The organism is Streptomyces sp. NPDC059906 (genome assembly GCF_042730645.1).
Lineage (GTDB): Bacteria > Actinomycetota > Actinomycetes > Streptomycetales > Streptomycetaceae > Streptomyces > Streptomyces rubrogriseus.
In genome coordinates this window covers 137,985-158,383 of sequence record NZ_JBHWKU010000011.1, presented here as the reverse complement: position 1 = coordinate 158,383, position 20,399 = coordinate 137,985, and the positions used below count along the sequence as shown (strand labels likewise).

Sequence of the window (20,399 nt, the reverse complement as noted above, 5' to 3'; positions counted from 1 at the left end):
CAGCCCGTGAGCGAGACTCAACGGACCTGGTCCGAAGCCGAATCGGCGCACTACCGGGCCGCCGGGCACTGGCAGGGGGTGACCTTCGCCGCCCGGCTGCGGGAGAGTGCGGCGGTCCATGGAGGGCGTGTCGCCCTGGTCGACGGCGACCGGCGATGGACCTACGCGGAGCTGGACGCCGAGGCGGACCGTGTCGCCCGCGGGCTGAGGGGACTGGGGATCGGGCGGGGTGACCGGGTGGTGGTCCAGCTCCCCAATCGCGCGGAGTTCGTGCTGGTGTGGTTCGGGCTGCAGCGCGTCGGTGCCGTTCCGGTGCACGCCATGCCGGGCCACCGGCGCCTGGAGATCGGCCACCTGGTGCGCGTGGCGGGCGCCGTGGCCTGCGTGGTGCCGGACCGGCACGCCCGGTTCGACCACCGCGAACTGATGCGCGAGGTACGGGCGGAGCAGGGGCCGGGCGGCTCGCTGCGGCACGTCGTGGTGGTCGGCGATCCCGGGACCGACGAAGGCTTCGTCCCCTTCGAGGCGCTGCGGACGGGCACACCGTCCGCGTCGGTCCCCGGGTCCGGCCCCGCATCCGGCGAGGAGGCGTCGGACGCCGCCGATGTCGCCCTCCTGCTGCTGTCCGGCGGCACCACGGGGCTTCCCAAACTCATCCCGCGCACCCACGACGACTACGCCTACAACGCGCGTGCCTGCGCGGAGGTCTGCGCACTCGACGCACGCACCGTGTACCTCGCGGTGCTGCCCCTCGGGTTCAACTTCGCCTTCGCCTGCCCCGGTGTGCTGGGCACCCTCATGGCCGGGGGAACCGTCGTCGTCGCACCCGACCCCAGCCCGCAGACGGCGTTCGCGCTCATTGAGCGGGAGGGCGTGACCCTGACCTCGCTGACGCCCCCGCTCGTCCCCCACTGGACGGACGAGGCCGCGTCCGGCTCCTGGGACCTCGGCAGCCTCTCGGTGGTGCAGGTCGGCGGGGCGCGACTGCCCGAGGACCACGCCCGCAGGCTCGGACCGGCCCTCGGGGTGACCGTGCAACAGGTCTTCGGCATGGCGGAGGGCCTGATCAACCTCACCCGCCTCGACGACTGTGAGGACCTGGTCTGCGCCACCCAGGGCCGGCCGGTCTCGCCGGACGACGAGGTGCTCGTGGTGGACGCCGACGGCAGGCCCGTGCCGGACGGTGCGGCGGGTGAGCTGCTCACCCGTGGCCCGTACACGTTGCGTGGCTACTACCGCGCCGAGGAGCACAACCGCACCGCGTTCACGCCGGAGGGCTACTACCGCTCCGGGGACGTGGTGCGGCGCCTGCCGTCCGGTCACCTCGTGGTGGTGGGACGGCTCAAGGACCAGATCAACCGTGGCGGCGAGAAGGTCGCGGCGGTGGAGGTGGAGGAGCAGTTGCTGAAGCATCCCGCGATCACGGCGGCGGCGCTGGTCGGGGTGCCGGACGAGCGGTGGGGTGAGCGGTCGGTCGCCTTCGTCGTCTGCACGGGCGCGGCTCCCGGCGTCCGGGCGCTCGCCGCCCATCTGAAGGAGCGCGGGCTGGCCGGCTACAAGGCTCCGGACGACGTGGTGCGGGTTCCCCGGCTTCCGCTCACCGCCGTCGGGAAGGTCGACAAGGCGGCACTGGCACGGCAGTTGCCCCGGCCGTGAGACCCGGCGCGGAGGAGCGCCCGGTGACCGGGGCGCTCCTCCCGCCTGCCGTAAGACGTCCTTCACCGCCGCCGATCCGGTACGGCGAGGACAGCGCCGTCGGCATGGGTGAGCAGTGCCCTGGTGACGGGATGTCCGGGGGCGGTGAGCACCCGGACCGCGGGACCGGCCTCGGCCACCCGGCCCGCGTCCAGGACGACGACCCGCTCCGCGTGATGGGCGGCGGCCGTAAGGTCGTGCGTCACCATCACTACCGTCACTCCCAGCGTCCGGCGCAGCGAGTCCAGCACGGCCAGGATCCCGCTCGCCGTCTCCCGGTCCAACGCGGAGGTGATCTCGTCACAGACCAGGACACGTGGCTGCGCGGCCAACGTCCGGGCCAGTGCGACGCGTTGGCGCTGTCCTCCCGACAGCTCCCCCGGCCGGCGGGCCAGTACGTCGGCGTCCAGCGAGACCAGGCCGAGCAGCCGTGCGGCTTCGCGGGCGGCGTCGGCGGCGGAATGGCGCCGCCCGAGGGGCCGCATGAGCGCGGCGCGCACGGACTCCCGTGGGTTGAGGGCGCCGCGCGCATCCTGCGCGACGAGCTGTACCGGGGCGCCGTGCCCTCCCTCCGCACCGTCCTCCCGCCACTCGACGCTCCCCCGCACGGGCCGGTGCAGCCCCGCGAGGCACCGGGCGAGGGTGGTCTTGCCGGAACCCGAGGGACCCACGACGGCGGTGCAGGAACCTGCCGGGACGGTGAGGGAGATGCCGCGCAGCACTGACACACGCCCGTGGGCCGCGTCCAGCCCGCGCACGGACAGCGCGCCGCCGGAGCCGGTACGCGGCGCTACGCCGGAGCCGGTACGCGACGCGCCTCGGGAGCCGGTACGCGGCACGCCGCCCGGGCCGGGGCCGCCGGCGGTCGGGAAGCCTGCGGACGACCGCGGTGCGGGCACCGGCGCGTCGGTCTTCCCGGCACCGGCGATCCGGCCTCCGTCCAGGCGGACGACTTCATGCGCCACGGACGCGATCCACACCGGGTCGTGGCTGACCAGCAACGCGGCACGGTCCCCGTCGGACAGGACCTCGGCCAGCAGGCCGCGCATCCGGTCCGCCAGGACCGTGTCCAGACCGCTGGTGGGCTCGTCGAGGACCAGCAGGGCGGGCCTGCCCGCCAGGGCGAGGGCGAGGGCGACCCGTTGCGCCTGCCCTCCCGACACCTGACGCGGCAGCCGCCGCCGGAACGCCCGGTCGGCCGGCAGCCGCACGGACAGCAGCAGTTCCTCGACCTGCGCACGGACCTCGTGCGCACGCCTGGCGGGCGAGCGCAGTCGGACCGCTTCGCCGATCTGCGTGCCGATCCGGAGCGCGGGGTTGAGCGCGGAGGCGGGGTCCTGCCCCAGGAACGACACCACGCGGCCCCGCAGCCGGCGGGCGTCCGCGCGGTCGAACGGGTCGAGGCCGGCCACGCGGACGGTTCCGGAGCGCACCTCCAGGCCGGGGCGGACATGCCCGAGCAGGCTGTACGCCAGGCTGCTCTTGCCCGATCCGGACCTGCCGACCACCCCCAGCACCTGTCCGCGCGGCACCGTGAGGCGGGCGTCGTGCAGGACGGGCGGGCCGCCCTGCACCGGTCCGAGGGTCAGCCCTCTGATCTCGGCCGCCGGGTCCGCCCCCGACGGGCGGGCGGTCGCGTCCCCGGTCATGCGGCTCCCTTCCCCACCGTGTCCGCCAGTCGTCCGGCCAGCAGACCTACGCAGACGGACAGCAGTACGAGCAGCAGGGCGGGCGCGAGGAAGGGCGCGGCGGCCAGTGTGGCCCCCGGGGCGTTCTCGCTCACCATGCGTCCCCAGTCGGACTCTGCTCCTCCCCGTCCCAGACCGAGAAAGCCCGCGGTGGCGGTGAGGTGCAGGGAGGCGACCAGGCGCAGCGCGGTGTCCATGAGGGCCGGTCCGGCGATGTTGGGCAGCACGTCGTGGCGCAGCACGGCCCTACGGGTGTCGCCCCGGGCCAGGGCGGCCTCGACGTACCCGCTGTGCAGCACCGTGTCCGCCGCGGCTCGCAGCACCCGGGTGGAGAAGGGGGCGGTGGCCAGGGCGACGGCTGTCACGAGGGCGGCGTCGCTGCCGGGGAAACCGGCGGCCAGCACGAGGACGACCAGGAGGGCGGGGAGCACGGCGAGAGCGTCCACACAGCGGACCGTCAGGTCGCCCAGCCGAGGGGAGACCATGGCCGCCAGGACGCCGGCGGTCATGCCGACGGCGCCGGCCGCCGCCGTTCCCGTCAGCGCGGTGAGGACGATGGCGCGGCCGCCGCCGAGCACCCGGCTCGCCACGTCCCTGCCCAGCACGTCGGTGCCGAGCAGGAACCGCCCGTCCGGCTGCTGGAAGGGCGCGGCGAGCTGCGCGGTGGGGCTGTGCGGCGCGACCAGCGGCCCCAGGAGGGCGAGGAGGAGTACGAGCAGCGTGAGCGCCCCGGTGAGCAGCGGCGGTCGCCGGCGTCCGGCGGTGCGGGCCGGGCGTGCCCGCCTCCGCGGTGGTGTCAGTACCGTCGTCATCGGCCGTGCCCCTCCCGCGCCCCCAGCAGGCGCGCGCAGACGTCGCCCAGGAGCAACACCGCGAGCATGACCGCGACCAGGGCGGTGGCGATGCCCTGCACCATCGGCACGTCCCGGGCCGCGACGGCCAGTTGCAGCTCCCGGCCGATGCCCGGGTAGTCGAAGACGTTCTCCACCACCACCGCGGAGCCGACCAGGGCCCCCGTGGTGAGGGTGAGCGCCTGCACGGCCGGTCCTGCCGCGTTGGGCAGGATGTGGCGTACCGCGAGCCGCACGCCGCGCACGCCGTTGAGCCGTGCGGCTTCGCAGTACGGCGTGGCCGCGATGTCCGCGACGGAGGCCCGCAGCAGCCTGGTGGCCACCGCCAGGCCGACCGCGCCGAGCGTCAGTACGGGCAGCACCAGCGCGTCCGGGACGTCGAGCGGGGTGCCTCCCAGGGGGATGACGGAGACCCGCGGCAGCACCTCCAGCCACACCGCCAGTACCGCGACGAGCAGTGCGGCGACGACGAACTCCGGTACGGCGGCCAGGATCTGGGCGGACGTCGAGACGACCCGGTCGGCGACGCCGCCGCGCAGCCCCGTCCACAGGCCGAGCAGGGTGGCGAGCGGCGCGGTGAGCGCGAGTGTCAGTCCGGCGAGGAGCAGGCTGTTGGGCAGGCGGGTGGCGAGAACGTCGGCGACCGGCCGCTCCCCCACGAAGCCGCGGCCCAGATCCCCCCGGAGCGCGCCCGCCGCCCAGTCGGCGTACCGCTGGACGGCGGGCCGGTCCAGCCCGAGTTCGGCCCGGACCTCGGCGCGTTGCGCCTCGGAGGCGTCCACGCCGGCGACCGCGCTGACGGCGTCTCCGGGGAGGACCGCCGTGGCCGCGAAGACCGCGGCCGACAGCAGGACGAGCAGGACGGCGGCCCCCGCGAGGCGGCGGGCCGCGAAGGCGAGCAGGTTCACGCCAGCGACGCCCGGGAGAAGCCGGGGAACTGTTCGAATAGGTCGTCGGAAATCCCGTCGACCCCCTTGGCCTGGGCGTTCAGGTTCGGCTTGAAGACCGGCACCACCTGGTTGCCCTCGTCCCAACGCGTGCGCTGGGCCCGCGTGCCCAGTTCCCTCGCCCGCTCCGGGTCGCGCTCGGCGCGCGCCTCGGCCACCAGGGCGTCGGTCTCGGACCTCTTCCAGCCGAACGCGGACGGCGATCCGCCCGCCGTGTTCATCTGGTAGGTCGACAGCGCGGGAACGGGCATCTGGTACGAGCCGGCCAGCGGCAGTGCCGCGTACCCGGGGAAGTCGGCGTAGAGCTGGCCCGGGGGCAGCTCACGGACGGACGCCCGCACGCCGATCTTCTTCAGGTCCTCGACGAAGAGGGTGGCCGTCTCCACCATGCCCGGCGTCTCGGGGCCGGTGGTCAGCCGGACCTTCATGCCGTCGGCACCGGCCTCCTCGAGGAGGGCGCGGGCGCGCCCGGGATCGTGGGCGCGCTGGGGGATGGTGTCGGCGTAGTCGGGGAAGCCGAGGGAGGGCAGGTCGTTGCCGATCTCGGCGTTGCCGTAGAACACGGTGTTCACCATGGCCTCGCGGTCGACCGCGAGTTTGAACGCCTCCCTGACCCGCGGGTCGTCGAAGGGCTCGGTGCTCATGTTCAGCTGGAAGGAGAGACCGACCAGGTAGGGGCTCTTCGTGGGCGCCAGTTCGACCTTCGCGTCGTCCGCGAGGGTGCGCGCGGTGACGGGTGAGAGGTCGTGGGCGAAGTCGACCGCGCCGCCGGTGAGCGCCCCCGCCCTGGCCGTCGAGTCCGCGATGGACCGCAGCTCCAGGCCGTCGAGGTGAGGCACGTGGCCGTAGTGGTCGTCGTAGCGCTCGAACGCCGAGCCCTGGCCGGCCGTGAATCCGGTCAGCCGGAAGGGGCCGCAGCTGGGCATGCCCTCGCGGAAGTCCTTGGTGCCGTCCTTGACGACGAGGAAGTTTCCCTGGCAGAGGATCAGGCGGCCGTCGGCGATGGGCCGCAGGGTGGGCAGTACGACCTTCAGGTCGCCGTCGGCCTTGGCGTGCGCGAGGTCGAAGTTGGCGGCGGCCAGCCGGTACACGGGCAGTTTACTCCGGGCCGCGAGCGTGCTGAGCGAGTGCAGGATGTCGGCGGAGGTCAGCCGGGAGCCGTCGGTGAAGCGGACGCCGGACCGCACGTGCAGCGTGTAGGCCGACAGGTCGTCGGCGATGTCGATTCCCGCGAGCACGCCGTAACGCACCCCGTCGGGACCGCCGGGATCGAGGTTGCCCAGCGTGCCGTGCCAGGCCCGGGCCCGTACGAGGTCCAGTGCGGAGGGGCCGTTGAAGAAGTCGAGGGTCTCGGATGCGCCGCCGCCGACGAAGGCGGCGCGGAGCGTGCCGCCGGAGCGGGGCGAGGACCCCGGTCCGGGCTTTCCGGCGGACCCGGGCTCGTCGGTGGAGCACGCCGCCAGCAGGCCGGGCCCCACCGCGAGGGCCGCGGCGCCCGCCGCGCCGCGGCGTAGGAAGGCACGGCGGTCGATCTGTCTGGACATGCTTCTCCTTGACGTTCTGCTGAGCTGAACCGGGCGCCGCGAGACCCCTGCGGCGCGTGAAGTGAGGCGGTAGGACGAGGCGGTAGGACGGGCGGGGGGGCCGGAAGACGGGCGGCCCGCGCGGGCTACCGAAGAGTGAGCGCTCCGGACGGGCAGGACCGCACGGCCACGCGCACGGCGTCCGACTCGGCCGCGGAGGGCCTCTCGGCGAGGACGCGCACGAGCCCGTCCTCCTCGTCCTGGTCGAAGACCCCCGGCGCGGCGAGGACGCACTGCCCCGCCCCGACACACCGATCCCGCTCGGCGCCGACTCTCCAGGCGCCGAACGCCTGGCCTGCCAAGGTCATGAGGGCCCCTCCCCTGCGGCCGCGGGCGCGGCCGACACGCGATGGTCAGACGTTAATCGAAAACGACATTCATCTTCAACCATTGCTGCGCACTACTGCTCTCCCCGCCCGGGGGACGACGGCTTCGGGAGGGTTCCGGCGGCGTGCCCGCGGGCTCCGTGGCCGCGACCGCGTGGGGGCCGTGGCGGCATCCACCTCCGGCGCCATGTGACGCACGATCACGTCCGCCAGGCGCTCGCGGCGCTCCGCCGGCCATCCGGCGCCCGCCGCGAAGACGCGGGCGACGTGGCCGCCGGCCTCCTCGAACGCCACGGTGTGGCTGTCGAACGCCGGGACCAGCCCGATGTCGTGGTGGAGCGCGGCGACCTAGAGGAGTTCCGGGTCGAAGGAGAGGCCGTCCGCCGTGCCGCGGGCGGCGGCCCACGCGTGGGCGCGCAGCGAGTGGTTGAGCGGCGCGGGCGGAAGGTAGGCGGTCGCGACGTCCAGGGCGGCGGCCGATGCCGGGCACGGGCAGGGCGTCGAGCGACATACGGGTCACCGGCGGCCCGCCGCCTCGTCAGGTCACCCGGTCACGACCCGGATGATCGTCCTGCCGTGCCTGCCCCGGCCGGTCGCGAAGGCGGCGGGTGCCTCGGCGAGCGGGCGCACCTCTGCGACGGACACCCGGAGCCGCCCGTCCCTCACCCGCTGCGCGAGGTCGGCGAGCCTGACCCGGTCGGATTCGACGACGAAGAAGACCGCCCGCCCGTTCTCCGGCCTGACGACGGGAGGCGCGGCGATGGTGACGAGGGTTCCGCCGGGACGTACCAGGGCGGCCGAGCGGTCCAGGATCTCGCCGCCGATGACGTCGAACACGACGTCGGCCTCTCCCGCGTCCTCCAGCCGGTCCGACTGGAGGTCCAGGAATACCTCGGCGCCCAGGCCGAGAGCGGTGTCCCGGTCGGCGGCGCGACCGGTGGCGATCACCCGGGCACCGGCCTCGCGGGCGAGTTGGACCGCGATCGAACCGACGCTGCCGGCAGCGCCGTGGACCACGACCGTCTGCCCCGTCGCGAGCCGTCCGTGGTCGAACAGACCTTGCCACGCGGTCAGCCCCGAGACGGGCAGCGCGGCGGCCACGGTGTGGTCGACGTCGGCGGGAAGTGGGGCCAGGTTGCGTGCCTCCACCGCGGTGTACTCGGCCAGCGAACCGTTGCGCGTCCAGTCGGCCAGGCCGAACACCCGCTGGCCGACGGTGAGGCCGGTGGTGCCGTACCCCAGTTCCTCGACCACGCCCGACAGCTCGTGCCCGGGCACACTCGGTGTGCGGTCGCGTCCGGCACGGTCGGTCCAGGTACCCGGCCAGGTGAGTTCCCCGCGGGTGAAACCGGCGGCATGCACACGCACGACGACGTCGTTCTCGGCAGCGTGCGGGGAGGGCATTTCCGTCAGGGCGAGCCCTTCGGCGCCCGCGTCACGGTCATGGACGGAGACGGCTTGCACAGCGGATCCTCGGGTCGAGCGGCGGTCATCACGCACACGGTGCCCACGCACGGCCGCGGGGGCACGCGATGCGCCCTGCCCTCGACCGTATGCTCCTGCCACTGGGCCCAGGTGGGCCACTTCGCCCCCAGGGGACTGAGCCAGTCACCGGATGGCCGCCACCCCGCACACATGAGACTCTGGACCGCATGGCGGACGACTTTTCCGTGGGAGACCACGTGCGCTGGAACTCCGAGGCCGGGTACGTCGAGGGCGTCGTCATCAAGAAGCACACCCGCGACGTGCGGTTCAAGGGCCGTACGCGGCACTGCTCGGCGGACGATCCGCAGTACGAAATCAGGAGCGACAAGACCGACCATGTCGCCATGCACAAGGGTGGAGCGCTGAAGAAGGCGTAGGGGCCGAGGTGAGCCGGGTCCACACGATCGGGCATTCGACGCGTGCCTTCGACGAGGTGCTGGACATGCTGCGCAGCCATGACATCACCTGCCTGGTCGATGTGCGCTCGTACCCGTCGTCGAGAAAACATCCCCAGTGGAATCAGTCCGCTGTCGTGGAGAATCTGCCGCCCGACATCGAGTACCGCTGGATCCCTCGGCTCGGCGGTCGGCGGCACACCCCCAAGGGGGTCCCCAGCGAGAATGGTGCGTGGCGGGTAAAAGCGTTCCGCGATTACGCCGACTACATGGCGGGGGACGAATTCGCGGAGGGCCTGGACGAGCTGATCGGGCTGGCGCGGCACGAGCGGCCCGCGATCATGTGCAGCGAGGCGGTGCCGTGGCGCTGCCACCGCCGGCTGATCACTGACGCGCTGCTGGTCGCCGGGGTGGGGGTCGTGCACATCATGTCGCGGACGGCCACGAAGCCGGCGGTCCTGAACGAGCACGCACGGGTCCGCGACGGCCACCTCACCTACCCACCGCCCGCCGCGGAGGTGCCGTGACCTTCGTCGACGAGGTCCGGGACGCGGTGTGCTCGATCCCCGCGGGTGCCGTGGCCTCCTACGGTGACGTCGGTCAACGGACCGGTGTCGGTGCACGGCAGGTGGGTCGGGCCATGAGTCTGCTGGACGAGGACGTGCCGTGGTGGCGTGTCGTGTACGCGGACGGGACGCCGCCCTCCTGCCACGGCGGGCGGGCGCCGGTCCTTCTGCGGGACGAGGGAACGCCGATGCGCGGGGCACGCGTGGACATGGCCCGAGCCCGCCACCACTGGACGCCGTGACGTCCGAGCCCCCTGATCAGCTCCACGGCCAAGGCGTCCTTCGCCTCCCCTGCGGTTCGGGCAGGCCGAGGTGGGCGAGGGCCGACGAATGCGCCGAGGCGATGTGACCGCACCCGGGTGGCGGTTTCATCGGGTCGCGTCGGCGGGTGCGGCAGTTGTGATCGCCGTGCGGAAGGGGAACGCGACGAGCAGCGCGACGGCGACCAGGAGCCCGCTCGCCCACAGCGGGCCGAGGTTGCCGGTCGTGGTGCCGAGGGTGGTCGCGGCGAGGAACGGTCCGACCGCGGCGCCCACGTTGAGGGCGGCGGTCGCGTACGAACCGGCCATGGTGGGTGCTCCCGCCGCTTCGTAGAGGACCCGCGTGATCAGCGTGCTGCCCAGCGCGAACGACAGGGCGCCCTGGACGAACACCAGGATCAGCAGGGCGACCGGCCGGTCGGCCAGCATCGCCAGCGCGGGCCAGCCGACGAGCAGCAGGGGACCGGCGACGGCGAGGACCTGGGCGGGGCGTCGGTCGGACAGCCGTCCGGCGACGGTGACGCCGACGAAGGAACCGGCGCCGAAGAGCACCAGGGCGGCAGAGATCCACAGTTCGCCCAGCCCCGCGGTGTCGGTCACGACGGGGGCCAGGAAGGTGAAGCTCGCGAAGGTCGCCGCGTTCACCAGCGCGCCCAGCAGCATCGCCAGCAGCAACCGGGGGGTCTTGAGCAGGGCGAGCTCGACTCGCAGCGGCGGCCCACCGGTCGCCGCCGCCGTCGCACGTCCCGCGGGGATTCCCTTCAGCACGCCGAGCGCCGCGGGCAGGCAGCAGACGGCGACGGCCCAGAACGTGGCCCGCCAGCCGAGCCATGTGCCGAGGAGTGACCCGGCGGGCACGCCGACGACCGTGGCCACCGTCGTGCCGGACAGCAGCACGGCCAGCGCGCGTCCCTTCTTGTCGCCAGGGACCAGTGCGGCGGCGGTCGTCAGTGCGACCGCGAGGAATCCCGCGTTCGCGAGCGCGGCCACGACCCGGCAGGCCATCAGGACGGGGAAGCTCGTGGTGCCGGCTCCCACGGCGTGTGCCGCCGCGAAGGCGAGGATGAATCCGAGGAGGCTGGAACGCCTGGGCCAGGTGCGGGCCAGCGCCGCCACAAGGGGAGCGCCGACGATCATGCCGGTCGCGAAGGCCGAGGTGAGTGCGCCTGCGGTCCCGACGGTGATGCCGAGATCCGAGGCGATGTCCGGCACGAGGCCGGCGAGCATGAGCTCCGAGGTGCCCATGGCGCAAACGGCCACGGCGAGCAGGTACAGCGGAAGAGGCATCGAGTGGCTCCGAGGCGAGGAGAAGCACGAGAAGGGTCATCTCGTCACCACGGCCGGCCCCCGTGCGCGCTCGTCCGACCGGCGAAACCGGTACGACGACGCGGGGCTGCGAACTCAGTGATTCAGGGGGCTGACGGGGTGACCGAAAGCCCCCACCCTGTCCGACTCGGGACTCGACATGAGCCGCACGGTACCGGACCCCGGCCCGTCGGGGCACCTCGGTTCCTCCGGCGTCCTAGTAGCTGTCGTAGCGGGGCTCACCGCTCGGCCGGTAGACCCCGACGACGGTGCCGCCCTTCGTCGTCGAGACGCTGACCGGCTGCAGCGCGGTGGGAATCGCTCCGTCGGCGAACAGCCGTTTGCCGGTCCCGATGATCACCGGGTGGATGGTCAGCCGGTACTCGTCGACGAGGCCGTGCCGCATGAGGGTCTGGGCGAGGTCGCCGCTGCCGACGACGTTGATGTTCCCCCCGTCGGACGCCTTCAGCCCGCGTACGGCGTCGACGGTGTCGCCCTCCAGCAGTGTCGAGTTCTGCCAGTCGAGGGACGTCAGGGTCCGGGACGCCACGTACTTGTGCATGCTGTTCATCCGCTGGGTGAACGGGTTGTCGGGGTCGGCGGTCGGCCAGTACGACGCGAAGATGTCGTAGGTCTTGCGGCCGAGCAGCATGGCGTCGGAGTCCTCGTACCAACCGGCGATGGCCGTGCCGACCTCGTCGTCGTCCACCGGCTTCTGCCAGCCGCCGTGCTCGAAGCCGCTCTCGGCGTCCTCGTCCGGGCCGCCCGGCGCCTGCATGACGCCGTCCAGCGTCAGGAACGTGCAAACGATGATCTCGCGCATGGTGCGCTCCCTTCGTCGACGGGTAGACCGCACGACCGCCGCGGACTCATCGGCGGTTGTCGTCGAGCATCCGCTCCAGCCGGTCGAAACGTTCGTGCAGCGCCCGGGTCGCCTCGGTGTACGCCTCCTCGGCGGCCTGCTCGGTGTGGCGCACGAAGTGGCCCTGGCGCTCTTGTTCCCTGCCGACGAACCAGGTGGCCAGCGCGGCGGTCACCAGACCGAAGGAGGTGATCCCGGCGACCATCACCACCACAGCCACGAGCCGGCCCCACAGGGTCACGGGGTACAGGTCGCCGTAGCCGACGGTCGTCGCGGTCTCCACGGACCACCACAGCGCCCGCGGATACGTGATCAGCTGCGCCCCCGGTGCGCCGCGCTCGGCCAGGACGGCCAAGTACGAGCCCACGAGGAGGACGATCACCAGGAGGACCGTCGCGGCACCCGCGGCCCTCCAGTGCAGCGCACTGCCGTGGCGCCCGAGCAGCAGTTTGACCAATCTGGCCAGAAGACCGGACAGCATGGGTGGCATGCTCCGCCACCGGCCGGGACGACGATGCGGCAACGCGCCGGTGCCCGAGGTACTCCGCTACGCTCCGTGACCGATCTTCACTCCTTCGGCACTCCTACGCCGGAGCCGTCATCACCGACTCCGCCGCCGGCAACCCCGACGTCAAGTCCCTCGTCCACATCGCCGGGTTCGCGCCCGACAAGGCAGAGGCCGCGGTGTCGGTGTCATGTCGGCACCGCGTAGGAGCGATGTCGGGGGCTGTCGGTCGGATGTCGGGGGCTCGTCGGCGGCAGCTGGCACCTTCGAGATGCGGCCGGCCGGAGAAGAACCGGACGGCCCGATCCCGAAGGAGCCAGCATGCACACCCCTGTCACGATCATCGGCGCCGGGCTCGGCGGACTCACCCTGGCCCGCGTCCTGCACGTCCACGCGATACCGGTCACCGTCTACGAGGCCGACTCGTCCTCCACGGCGCGCGCCCAGGGCGGACTGCTGGACATCCACGACTACAACGGGCAGCTCGCGGTCGAGGCGGCCGGGCTGACCGACGAGTTCCAGGCCATCGTTCTGGAGGGCCGCCAGGCCATGCGGGTCCTCGACACGGACGGCACCGTCCAGCTCGACCAGCCCGACGACGGGACCGGTGGCCGCCCGGAGGTGCAGCGCGGCGACCTGCGGCAGATTCTGCTCGACTCGCTCCCGGCCGGCACCGTGCGGTGGGGTCACAAGGTCAGCGGTGCCCGTTCGCTCGGCGACGGCCGTCACGAGGTGACGTTCGCCGACGGTGGCACGGCCGTCACCCGTCTGCTGGTCGGGGCGGACGGCGCGTGGTCACGTGTCCGGCCGCTGCTGTCCTCCGCCACACCCGAGTACGTCGGCAAGTCGGTGGTCGAGACCTATCTGTTCGACGCCGGCACCCGCCATCCGGTGGCCGCCAAGACGGTCGGTGGCGGGATGCTGATCGCGCCCGCACCGGGCAAGGAGATCTTCGCCCATCGGGAGAAGGACGACACCCTGCACGCCTACGTGGGGCTGTCCCGGCCGCTGGACTGGTTCACCGGGATCGACTTCACCGATGGCGCCGCGGCAACCGCACGCATCGCCCGGGAGTTCGACGGCTGGGCGCCCGAGCTCACCGCGCTGATCACCGACAGCGATGTCGCACCGGCCCTGCGCGCCCTCCACGCCCTGCCGGCCGGACACCGGTGGGAGCGGGTGCCGGGGGTGACCCTGCTGGGCGATGCGGCCCACCTCACCGCTCCCAACGGGGAGGGCGCCAACCTGGCGATGCTCGACGGGGCGGAACTGGGTACGGCCCTCGCCGCGCACCCGGGCGACGTCGAGGCGGCGCTGGCCGAGTACGAGCGGGCCATGTTCCCCCGCAGCGCCGAGGCGGCGAGCGACGACATGGTCGGCATGGACTCCCCCGACAACACGGCCCAGGGCCTGATCGACCTGATCACCGAGAACGGCTTGTGAGCCGCCGGTAGGCCACTTGCCGCTGCGCAGCCGGCCCTACGCTCCGTCGGCGAGGGAGCCACGGGGGCGATCGCCGCCCGGATCGCGAAGGCGCGCGGCGCTCGCGTGCTCGGCATCGCGGGCGGCGAACTCCTGGAGGCGGTCCTGGACCGCCTCGCGCTGCACACCCGCATCGTGGTGTGCGGCGAAGTCGCCTCCGGCTACCGGGGCGAGTCACCCGCGACCGGCCCCGCAACTACCTCCAACTCGGCCTTCGCCGGGCCCGCATGGAGGGCTTCGTCTTCCTCGACCACGTCGACCGCTTCCCCGAGGCGTTCGGCGCGCTCGCCACCTGGTCCGCGCAGGGCGACATCGTGCGCGAGTGACCGGCGCCTCAAGGGTCGGGACGCGTTCGGTGCGTGGAGCCGACGGCCGCCGCGGATGGCGGCCGTCGGCGCCCCGGGCCGGGTCAGTTCGCGTTCACCAGGTCGTGTGCCGGTACGGTCACGGTCCGGGCGTCCGGCTTGCCGCCGAGCACGATCTTGCGCAGCGCGCTGTTGTTGTCGAGGTTGGTCTCCTTGAGCCGCTTCTCGGGGTTGGCCAGCACCTGGATGTAGTACGTGCCGTTGGGCACGTCCGTGATGTCGAAGGACTGGCCCGGCAGGTCCTGGGAGTAGGTGTCGCCGGAGCCGACGTCGAGCACCTCGCGGACGGAGATGGAGTTCTCCTCACCGCAGGCGGTGGAGAGATCGGTGTTGAACGGGTGCCAGTTGGCGTTCTTCACCGTGTAGTCGATCGCGTCGGTGTTGGCCAGGCAGAAGGCCTCCTTGCCGCTGCGCACGGCCTCCTTCTTGTCCGCCTTCAGCAGCCGGTAGCTGGCGAAGTCGGTGAAGTGCCAGTGCACGTGCCCCGGACGCGGGTCCCATTCCATGGTGCCGGTCGGGGCGTAGCCGACCTGCTTGCCCTTGGCGTCGTAGAAGTACTGGTAGGCGTCCATCTTGGCCTTGCCGGGCGACCGGAAGCCGTCCACCACCAGCTGGGCCGGGCCGGCGTTCCACACGTTGGCGCTGAAGGCCAGGTAGTCCTTGCCGGGGACGTCCTGCTCCCCGTCGCTGACGACGATGCCGTAGGCCGGCAGCGAGCGCAGATCGGGCTTGGGCACGTCCGGCACGGAGGCCTTGCCCGCGGGTCGCTCCGCCAGCGGCTGGAGTGCCGGGGCCTTGCGCGAGCCGTCGGTCTGGCCTCCCTTGTCGCCGACCGGCGCGGAGCGCGCGGCCTGCTGCTTCTTCAGCGCCCACGGCAGGGCGGGCGGCGCGGCCTTGAGGGGCCCGTGGCCCACGTTGTACGAGGCGCCCGCCCCGCTCGTGACCGGCGCGGCGGCCTGTGCGGGGGTCGGCGCGTGCCCCGGCCCGTGGCCCGCGTGTGCGGCCGGAGCCTGGGGGGCGGCCCCGTGACCGGCGTGTTCGCCCGCCGTCGCGGACCGGGACGCGGCCGACCCGGCGGCACCCTGGTCGTCCTCGTAACTCCGTTCCACGACGGTCACCTTGACGGCGGCCGGCTTGTTCGCGATGCCGAAGACGTCGCGGTACTTCTTGGCGACCCCGACCTTGGCGGTGTAGGTCCCGGCCGCCAGTGCGACCGGCTCGGTGTAGGAACCCGCGTAGGTGTTGGCCGCCCAGCCCTGCTCGACGCCCCACACCGAACCGAGGGTGAAGGGGTTGGTGGGGCAGCTCTCCGGATACTTGGAGGTGGCGGGTGCGTCGGGGCGTACCCGGCCGCTAGCGTTGTTCGGGCAGAAGTCCTCGGTCCGGTTCAGGACCTTCTTGCCCGCCTTGTCGGTGACCGTGATCTCCGCGAAGCCGGGCAGTCCGGAGAAGTCCTTCACCGTGCCCTTGGGGAGCGTCTTGGCCTTGGCCTTGCCGCCCTCGTACACGGTCTGGGTGATGGTCACCGGGTCCTTGTAGGACTTCCGGGTCACCTTCAGCTCCAGCGGCCTGCCCTCGGCGGTGAGGTAGGTGCCGAGGTCGAGGTAGACGCCCGGGTCCTCCTTCCAGGAGGTGAGCGTGAGTGAGTTGGTCGCGGCGATGAGGCTCAGCTTGGGCCCTGTCGCCGCTTTCGCCGGCTCCGCGGTGGCGGCCACGAGTCCGGCGGTCACGGCCATGGCGGCGACCGCCGTGGTGCCTGTGAGCAGTGGACGCCGCAGCCGGGTGGTGCGCGTTCTGGTCATCGATCCCTCGTCCTTCAGGTGCTGGGGGGGTGCGGTGGGAAGGAAGCAGGCGGGCACTTGCTGTGCCCGCGCTGTGAGAGGGAGCGCTCTGATGCCCGGTTGTCCAGAAGGTGGGAAAGGGCCGGAGCTTGGCCGGATCGCAGCGCTTTCGAAGCACCCTGATGGGGTGCACCCATGTCAGGTCAAGAATCGGGTGCCAGGGGTTGCCGCTCGCCGCGCCAGTGGCTGAGGGGCAGTTCCGCGAGGCCCCGCCACCCCGTCCGGGCGAGGGTGACCACGTGCAGGGTGCTGACCGCCGTGGTGATCGGCAGGGCGGCGGCGGTACGGCGGGCGATGCCTGCGGCGGCCTGCGGTGCCGCGTCCAGGGCCACGGTGACGTGCACCTGGGGGCGCGGGCCGAACCGGCCGCCGTAGGGCACCTGAGCCGGAAACGCCGTGCGGACCGCGTCGGCCACCTGGCTCAGTCCGGGCACCGGGACACCGACGAACCCGCCGGTTCGTTCGACCGTGGCCAACCTGACGGGGACCGGGCCGACCGGTAGGGCGGCCCGCAGCCGCCGCAGCTCCGGCTCCCCCACCTCGTCGGCGGGCAGCCAGGGATAGAGCAGGGTGGCGTGTGCGGGCAGGCCCGGCCGCACCGCCGACCCGTCCACCGCGGCGGCCGCCCCCAACAGCGGCTCGGCGTCCGGCAACAGCGCCAGCACCGCCGTCGTTCCCGTCCGGGCCACCCCGTTCCTCCCGTCCTCCCGCGCCTCGCCGTCCCCTGTGGCCGCGCCGTCGGTTACGGCACCGTGTAGCCGGCGGCGCGGAACAGTTCGTACCACTCGGGCCGGGTGAGCGGGAGCTCCGAGCCGAGCGCGGCCGCCGCGACCCGCTCCGGCGTGGTGGTGCCGAGCACGACCTGCATCCGCGCGGGGTGGCGGGTGATCCAGGCGACCGCGATCGCCTCGGCCGGCACTCCGTACTTCTCGCTCAGCCGGTCGATCACGGCGTTCAGTTCGGGGTAGCGGGGTGAGCCGAGGAAGGGGCCGTCGAAGAATCCGGCCTGGAAGGGCGACCAGGCCTGCACGGTGATGTCGTGCAGGCGGCAGTAGTCGACGATTCCGTCGTCGCGCACCACCGACTGGTCGAGACCCTGCATGTTCGCGGCGATGCCCTGGGCGATCATCGGCGCGTGTGTGACCGAGAGCTGGAGCTGGTTCGCGACGATCGGTTGCCGCACGTACTTGCGCAGCAGGTCGAGCTGGCGCGGCGTCTGGTTGGAGACGCCGAAGGCACGCACCTTGCCCGCCGCGGACAACTCGTCGAAGGCGCGGGCCACTTCCTCCGGTTCGACCAGCGCGTCGGGACGGTGCAGCAGCAGGATGTCGAGGTACTCCGTGCCCAGTGCCTCCAGCGAGCCGTTCACCGACTCCACGATGTGCTCGTGGGAGAAGTCGAAGTACGGACCGTCCTTGACGATGCCGGCCTTGGTCTGGATGACGAACTGCTCGCGCTCCGAGGGACTGAGTTTCAGCGCCTCGGCGAAACGGCGCTCGCAGCCGTGACTGCCCGTGCCGTACACGTCCGCGTGGTCGAGGAAGGTGATACCGGCGTCGCGTGCCGTGTGCACGAGCGTGCGCACTTCGTCGTCGTTCATGTCCTGGATGCGCATCAGGCCGAGGACGATGTTGGGCACGACCATGTCGGTGCCGGGCAGGGTGAAGGTCTTCATGCGGCTCTTTCGCTGTGGCTCGGGCGGATCGGGAGACGGATCGGGCGGAGAGGATCGGGAGGAGACGGATCAGGCCGACAGGAGCGCGACCTGGTCGCTGGTGAGTTCGAGGTCGGCCGCGGCGGCGGAGTCGCGGATGCTCATGGGGCGAGAGGCGCCGGGGATCGGGATCACCACCGGCGCGAGCGCGAGCTGCCAGGCGAGCGCGACCTGGTGGACGCTGGTGCCGGTCTCGTCGGCGACCTGCTGGAACACGCCGTGCCGCGCCGCCAGTTCCTTGGCGTTGGCGATACCGCCGAGCGGGCTCCACGGCAGGAACGCGATCCCGAGCCCGGCGCAGTGTTCGAGTTCGGACCGGCTGGAGCGGAAGGCGGGCGAGAACTGGTTCTGCACCGACACGAGCCGGCCGCCGAGGACTTCGCGGGCCTCGTCGATCTGCGCGATGCCGGCGTTCGAGATGCCGGCCATCAGGATGACGCCCTCGTCGAGCAGTTCACGCAGCGCACCGACCGAGTCGGCGTACGGGACGGCGGGGTCGGGGCGGTGGAACTGGTAGAGGCCGATCGCGTCGACGCCGAGCCGACGGGCGGACTCCTTGGCCGCACGCTTGAGGTACTCGGGGTCCCCGTTGCGGGTCCATGTGCCGTCACCGGGACGCAGGTGGCCGCCCTTGGTGGCGACGAGGACGTCGGCGGCGTCCGCACCGTACTCGCGCAGCGCGCGGGCGACGAGTTCCTCGTTGTGGCCCACCTCGTTCGCGTCGCGGTGGTAGGAGTCGGCCGTGTCGATGAGGGTGACTCCGGCGTCGAGCGCGGCGTGGACGGTGGCGATCGACCGCTCCGGGTCCGGGCGCCCTTCGATCGACATCGGCATCCCGCCGAGGCCGATCGCGGAGACGGACCGGTCGCCGATGGTGCGCTGCTGCATGGCTCTCCTCGTCCTGGACGCTCTCGTGAGCGCGGGTGCCGCGCGAGTCCCCCGCGCTCACTCTAGGAACCGCTGATCCAGAAATCCAACAGCTCTGGTTTCTTGGATTCAGCAGTACGGGATGTGGATGAGGGACGTCGCGCCCCCTCCTGCTCCCGGGCCGGAAACTCGGATGCGGGGCCGGCGCGGCCACCCCTAGGCTGCGGCCACGGGACGGGCGCACCACGTCATGGATCGAGGTTGCACGGCGTATGACCAGTCAGCTGTTCGCGATCTGCTTCAACACCTCCGTGCCCTCGGACCTGGCGCGATTCTGGTCCGGGGTCCTGGGCTGGGAGCTGTCCGGCGGCGCGGACGACGACCTCGCGGTCCTGCCCCCTGACGGCGCCGGGTACCGCATTCGGTTCCTGCCGAGCCCGGAACCGAAGACCGGACAGAACCGGGCGCACTTCGACCTCACGAGCGCGTCCCGCACGGACCAGCGGGCGACGGTGGCCAGGGCGCTGCGACTGGGCGGACAGCACATCGACGTGGGCCAGCTCCCGGAAGAGGGGCACGTGGTGCTCGCCGACCCGGACGGGAACGAGTTCTGCGTCATCGAGGCGGGCAACAACTTCCTCGCCGGCACCGGTGCCGTCGGAGCGCTGGCCTGCGACGGCACACAGGAGGTCGGCTACTTCTGGAGTGCGGCGCTGCGCTGGCCGCTGGTCTGGGACCAGGACCAGGAGACCGCCATCCAGTCCCCGGCCGGCGGCACGAAGATCACCTGGGGCGGTCCCCCGGTGGCGCCGAAGTCCGGCACCAACCGGCTCCACCTCGAGCTCGCGCTGCCCGCCGACGGCGACCTCGAGGCGGAGACCGCCCGCCTGCTCTCGCTCGGCGCGACCCGCTCCGCAGCCGCTGAGGGGGCCCGCGGCCGGGCGTTCCTGCTCGACCCGGACGGCAACGAGTTCACGGTGACACACGTCGGCTGACGGACCGTGTGTCCAGCACCCCACGGCGCGGGCGGCTTCGCGCGGTCGTCCGCCGTCTGCCCTTTGCGGTCGCCCGCCTACCGTGCCCGTGACCGCCGGTCGGCGGCCAGGATCGCCCAGACCTGCTTGTCGTAACGCACACCCTCGTACGGCCACGCCTCGCGTCGCACTCCTTCCAGTGTCATGCCGAGTCTCTCGGCCACCGCGGCGCTGCGGTCGTTGTCCGCCCGGCAGTGCCATTCGGCCCGGTGCAGGCCTCGGACCGTGAAGGCCCAGTCCAGCAGCAGGTCGCAGGCCCGCGTGATCAGTCCCCGGCCCTCGGCCGACGGCTCCAGCCAGCAGCCGACCTCGCAGTTGCCGAAGGCCGCGTCGAACTGGGTGAACATCACGCCGCCGACCAGTACTTCCTCGCTCCACAGGCCGTACAGACGGGCGCCGTCGGCGGCCTGGCGTGCGGCATACCGCTCGAGCGTGGCCCGCGCTCCGTCCGTGTCGCCGGTGACGAAGCCCGGCCCCACCCAGGGGCGGATGTGCTCACGAGCCCGGTCCAGATGCCCCGCGAACTCCTCGGCCTGCCACACCTCCAGCGGACCGAGTCGGGCAGCTTCACCGAGCGACACCGAGAACATGAGAGCCTCCCCGTTTGCACAACATCTGTTATGTCAAT

The 20,399-nt window shown here is 72.6% G+C and carries 21 protein-coding genes; 7 read left to right on the top strand and 14 right to left on the bottom strand.

The genetic code is table 11. The annotated features are described in order from the left end of the window. Positions 1–6: 6 nt before the first annotated feature. Positions 7–1,656, top strand: a complete 1,650-nt coding sequence (locus ACFV9J_RS19170; protein WP_385355809.1) for a (2,3-dihydroxybenzoyl)adenylate synthase — start codon at positions 7–9, stop codon at positions 1,654–1,656. A 62-nt stretch (positions 1,657–1,718) separates the two neighbouring features. Here ACFV9J_RS19170 and ACFV9J_RS19165 read toward each other — a convergent pair whose 3' ends face one another. The 6 genes from ACFV9J_RS19165 to ACFV9J_RS19140 all read right to left on the bottom strand — a co-directional run bounded on the left by ACFV9J_RS19165 (position 1,719) and on the right by ACFV9J_RS19140 (position 8,554). Then, positions 1,719–3,344, bottom strand: a complete 1,626-nt coding sequence (locus ACFV9J_RS19165) for an ABC transporter ATP-binding protein (protein WP_385355808.1) — start codon at positions 3,342–3,344, stop codon at positions 1,719–1,721. After that, positions 3,341–4,195, bottom strand: a complete 855-nt coding sequence (locus ACFV9J_RS19160; protein ID WP_385355807.1) for an ABC transporter permease subunit — start codon at positions 4,193–4,195, stop codon at positions 3,341–3,343. The genes ACFV9J_RS19165 and ACFV9J_RS19160 overlap by 4 nt, the downstream gene beginning before the upstream one ends. Then, positions 4,192–5,142 (bottom strand): ABC transporter permease, encoded by a 951-nt coding sequence (locus tag ACFV9J_RS19155; RefSeq protein WP_385355806.1) that lies wholly within the window; start codon positions 5,140–5,142, stop codon positions 4,192–4,194. Before ACFV9J_RS19155 ends, ACFV9J_RS19160 begins: the two co-directional genes overlap by 4 nt. Beyond that, positions 5,139–6,725, bottom strand: coding sequence for an ABC transporter substrate-binding protein (locus ACFV9J_RS19150; RefSeq protein ID WP_385355804.1), 1,587 nt, complete (start codon positions 6,723–6,725; stop codon positions 5,139–5,141). Before ACFV9J_RS19150 ends, ACFV9J_RS19155 begins: the two co-directional genes overlap by 4 nt. A gap of 125 nt (positions 6,726–6,850) precedes the next feature. Further along, positions 6,851–7,072: a ferredoxin gene (locus ACFV9J_RS19145; protein WP_385355803.1), complete on the bottom strand. Its 222-nt coding sequence runs from the start codon at positions 7,070–7,072 to the stop codon at positions 6,851–6,853. A 561-nt stretch (positions 7,073–7,633) separates the two neighbouring features. Further along, entirely contained in the window at positions 7,634–8,554 is a 921-nt protein-coding gene (locus ACFV9J_RS19140; protein ID WP_385355802.1) for an NADP-dependent oxidoreductase, read from the bottom strand. A gap of 188 nt (positions 8,555–8,742) precedes the next feature. Between ACFV9J_RS19140 and ACFV9J_RS19135 the strand changes: the two genes are divergently transcribed. From ACFV9J_RS19135 to ACFV9J_RS19125, 3 genes are read left to right on the top strand one after another with little or no spacing between them, the layout of a single operon-like run. Then, positions 8,743–8,952 (top strand): DUF2945 domain-containing protein, encoded by a 210-nt coding sequence (locus ACFV9J_RS19135; RefSeq protein WP_385355801.1) that lies wholly within the window; start codon positions 8,743–8,745, stop codon positions 8,950–8,952. 8 nt (positions 8,953–8,960) lie between these two features. Next, positions 8,961–9,497 (top strand): DUF488 family protein, encoded by a 537-nt coding sequence (locus ACFV9J_RS19130; protein WP_385355800.1) that lies wholly within the window; start codon positions 8,961–8,963, stop codon positions 9,495–9,497. Next, positions 9,494–9,778 carry an MGMT family protein gene (locus ACFV9J_RS19125; protein ID WP_385355799.1) on the top strand — a complete coding sequence of 95 codons (285 nt, stop codon included), beginning with the start codon at positions 9,494–9,496 and terminating at the stop codon, positions 9,776–9,778. The genes ACFV9J_RS19130 and ACFV9J_RS19125 overlap by 4 nt, the downstream gene beginning before the upstream one ends. 126 nt (positions 9,779–9,904) lie before the next feature. Here the strand turns inward: ACFV9J_RS19125 and ACFV9J_RS19120 are convergent, their stop codons facing one another. The 3 genes from ACFV9J_RS19120 to kcsA form a co-directional block, all read right to left on the bottom strand. Beyond that, on the bottom strand, positions 9,905–11,083 hold the full coding sequence (locus ACFV9J_RS19120; protein WP_385355797.1) for a Cmx/CmrA family chloramphenicol efflux MFS transporter: 1,179 nt from the start codon (positions 11,081–11,083) through the stop codon (positions 9,905–9,907). A gap of 235 nt (positions 11,084–11,318) precedes the next feature. Then, a complete protein-coding gene (locus ACFV9J_RS19115; protein ID WP_385355796.1) occupies positions 11,319–11,924 on the bottom strand; it encodes a dihydrofolate reductase family protein in 606 nt (201 codons plus the stop codon). Positions 11,925–11,970: 46 nt separating this feature from the next. Further along, complete coding sequence (gene kcsA, locus ACFV9J_RS19110) at positions 11,971–12,453, bottom strand: pH-gated potassium channel KcsA (protein WP_385355795.1); 483 nt, start codon at positions 12,451–12,453, stop codon at positions 11,971–11,973. Between the two features lie 336 nt (positions 12,454–12,789). Between kcsA and ACFV9J_RS19105 the strand changes: the two genes are divergently transcribed. Continuing rightward, entirely contained in the window at positions 12,790–13,911 is a 1,122-nt protein-coding gene (locus ACFV9J_RS19105; protein ID WP_385355794.1) for an FAD-dependent oxidoreductase, read from the top strand. A 179-nt stretch (positions 13,912–14,090) separates the two neighbouring features. After that, the gene (locus tag ACFV9J_RS19100) at positions 14,091–14,276 is read left to right on the top strand and encodes a hypothetical protein (protein ID WP_385355793.1); all 186 of its coding nucleotides are present in this window, start codon (positions 14,091–14,093) and stop codon (positions 14,274–14,276) included. Between the two features lie 83 nt (positions 14,277–14,359). Here ACFV9J_RS19100 and ACFV9J_RS19095 read toward each other — a convergent pair whose 3' ends face one another. From ACFV9J_RS19095 to ACFV9J_RS19080, 4 genes are all read right to left on the bottom strand, one after another. Then, positions 14,360–16,117: a lysyl oxidase family protein gene (locus tag ACFV9J_RS19095; RefSeq protein WP_385355792.1), complete on the bottom strand. Its 1,758-nt coding sequence runs from the start codon at positions 16,115–16,117 to the stop codon at positions 14,360–14,362. A gap of 182 nt (positions 16,118–16,299) precedes the next feature. Next, a complete protein-coding gene (locus tag ACFV9J_RS19090) occupies positions 16,300–16,845 on the bottom strand; it encodes a 2'-5' RNA ligase family protein (protein ID WP_385355791.1) in 546 nt (181 codons plus the stop codon). A gap of 53 nt (positions 16,846–16,898) precedes the next feature. Beyond that, positions 16,899–17,831 carry an aldo/keto reductase family oxidoreductase gene (locus ACFV9J_RS19085; protein ID WP_385355790.1) on the bottom strand — a complete coding sequence of 311 codons (933 nt, stop codon included), beginning with the start codon at positions 17,829–17,831 and terminating at the stop codon, positions 16,899–16,901. A 69-nt stretch (positions 17,832–17,900) separates the two neighbouring features. Beyond that, a complete protein-coding gene (locus ACFV9J_RS19080) occupies positions 17,901–18,758 on the bottom strand; it encodes an aldo/keto reductase (RefSeq protein ID WP_385355789.1) in 858 nt (285 codons plus the stop codon). A gap of 251 nt (positions 18,759–19,009) precedes the next feature. Between ACFV9J_RS19080 and ACFV9J_RS19075 the strand changes: the two genes are divergently transcribed. After that, positions 19,010–19,732, top strand: a complete 723-nt coding sequence (locus ACFV9J_RS19075; protein ID WP_385355788.1) for a VOC family protein — start codon at positions 19,010–19,012, stop codon at positions 19,730–19,732. 77 nt (positions 19,733–19,809) lie between these two features. On the opposite strand, the gene ACFV9J_RS19070 is transcribed toward ACFV9J_RS19075, so the two are convergent. After that, positions 19,810–20,361 carry a GNAT family N-acetyltransferase gene (locus ACFV9J_RS19070; RefSeq protein WP_385355787.1) on the bottom strand — a complete coding sequence of 184 codons (552 nt, stop codon included), beginning with the start codon at positions 20,359–20,361 and terminating at the stop codon, positions 19,810–19,812. Positions 20,362–20,399 lie beyond the last annotated feature (38 nt).

Excerpts from the sequence above, each read along its gene's own strand:
- ACFV9J_RS19165 (WP_385355808.1), bottom strand. The coding sequence starts at position 3,344 with ATGACCGGGGACGCGACCGCCCGCCCGTCGGGGGCGGACCCGGCGGCC.
- ACFV9J_RS19160 (WP_385355807.1), bottom strand. The coding sequence starts at position 4,195 with ATGACGACGGTACTGACACCACCGCGGAGGCGGGCACGCCCGGCCCGC.
- ACFV9J_RS19150 (WP_385355804.1), bottom strand. The coding sequence starts at position 6,725 with ATGTCCAGACAGATCGACCGCCGTGCCTTCCTACGCCGCGGCGCGGCG.
- ACFV9J_RS19145 (WP_385355803.1), bottom strand. The coding sequence starts at position 7,072 with ATGACCTTGGCAGGCCAGGCGTTCGGCGCCTGGAGAGTCGGCGCCGAG.
- ACFV9J_RS19135 (WP_385355801.1), top strand. The coding sequence starts at position 8,743 with ATGGCGGACGACTTTTCCGTGGGAGACCACGTGCGCTGGAACTCCGAG.
- ACFV9J_RS19120 (WP_385355797.1), bottom strand. The coding sequence starts at position 11,083 with ATGCCTCTTCCGCTGTACCTGCTCGCCGTGGCCGTTTGCGCCATGGGC.
- ACFV9J_RS19115 (WP_385355796.1), bottom strand. The coding sequence starts at position 11,924 with ATGCGCGAGATCATCGTTTGCACGTTCCTGACGCTGGACGGCGTCATG.
- kcsA (WP_385355795.1), bottom strand. The coding sequence starts at position 12,453 with ATGCCACCCATGCTGTCCGGTCTTCTGGCCAGATTGGTCAAACTGCTG.
- ACFV9J_RS19105 (WP_385355794.1), top strand. The coding sequence starts at position 12,790 with ATGCACACCCCTGTCACGATCATCGGCGCCGGGCTCGGCGGACTCACC.
- ACFV9J_RS19095 (WP_385355792.1), bottom strand. The coding sequence starts at position 16,117 with ATGACCAGAACGCGCACCACCCGGCTGCGGCGTCCACTGCTCACAGGC.
- ACFV9J_RS19085 (WP_385355790.1), bottom strand. The coding sequence starts at position 17,831 with ATGAAGACCTTCACCCTGCCCGGCACCGACATGGTCGTGCCCAACATC.
- ACFV9J_RS19080 (WP_385355789.1), bottom strand. The coding sequence starts at position 18,758 with ATGCAGCAGCGCACCATCGGCGACCGGTCCGTCTCCGCGATCGGCCTC.
- ACFV9J_RS19075 (WP_385355788.1), top strand. The coding sequence starts at position 19,010 with ATGACCAGTCAGCTGTTCGCGATCTGCTTCAACACCTCCGTGCCCTCG.
- ACFV9J_RS19070 (WP_385355787.1), bottom strand. The coding sequence starts at position 20,361 with ATGTTCTCGGTGTCGCTCGGTGAAGCTGCCCGACTCGGTCCGCTGGAG.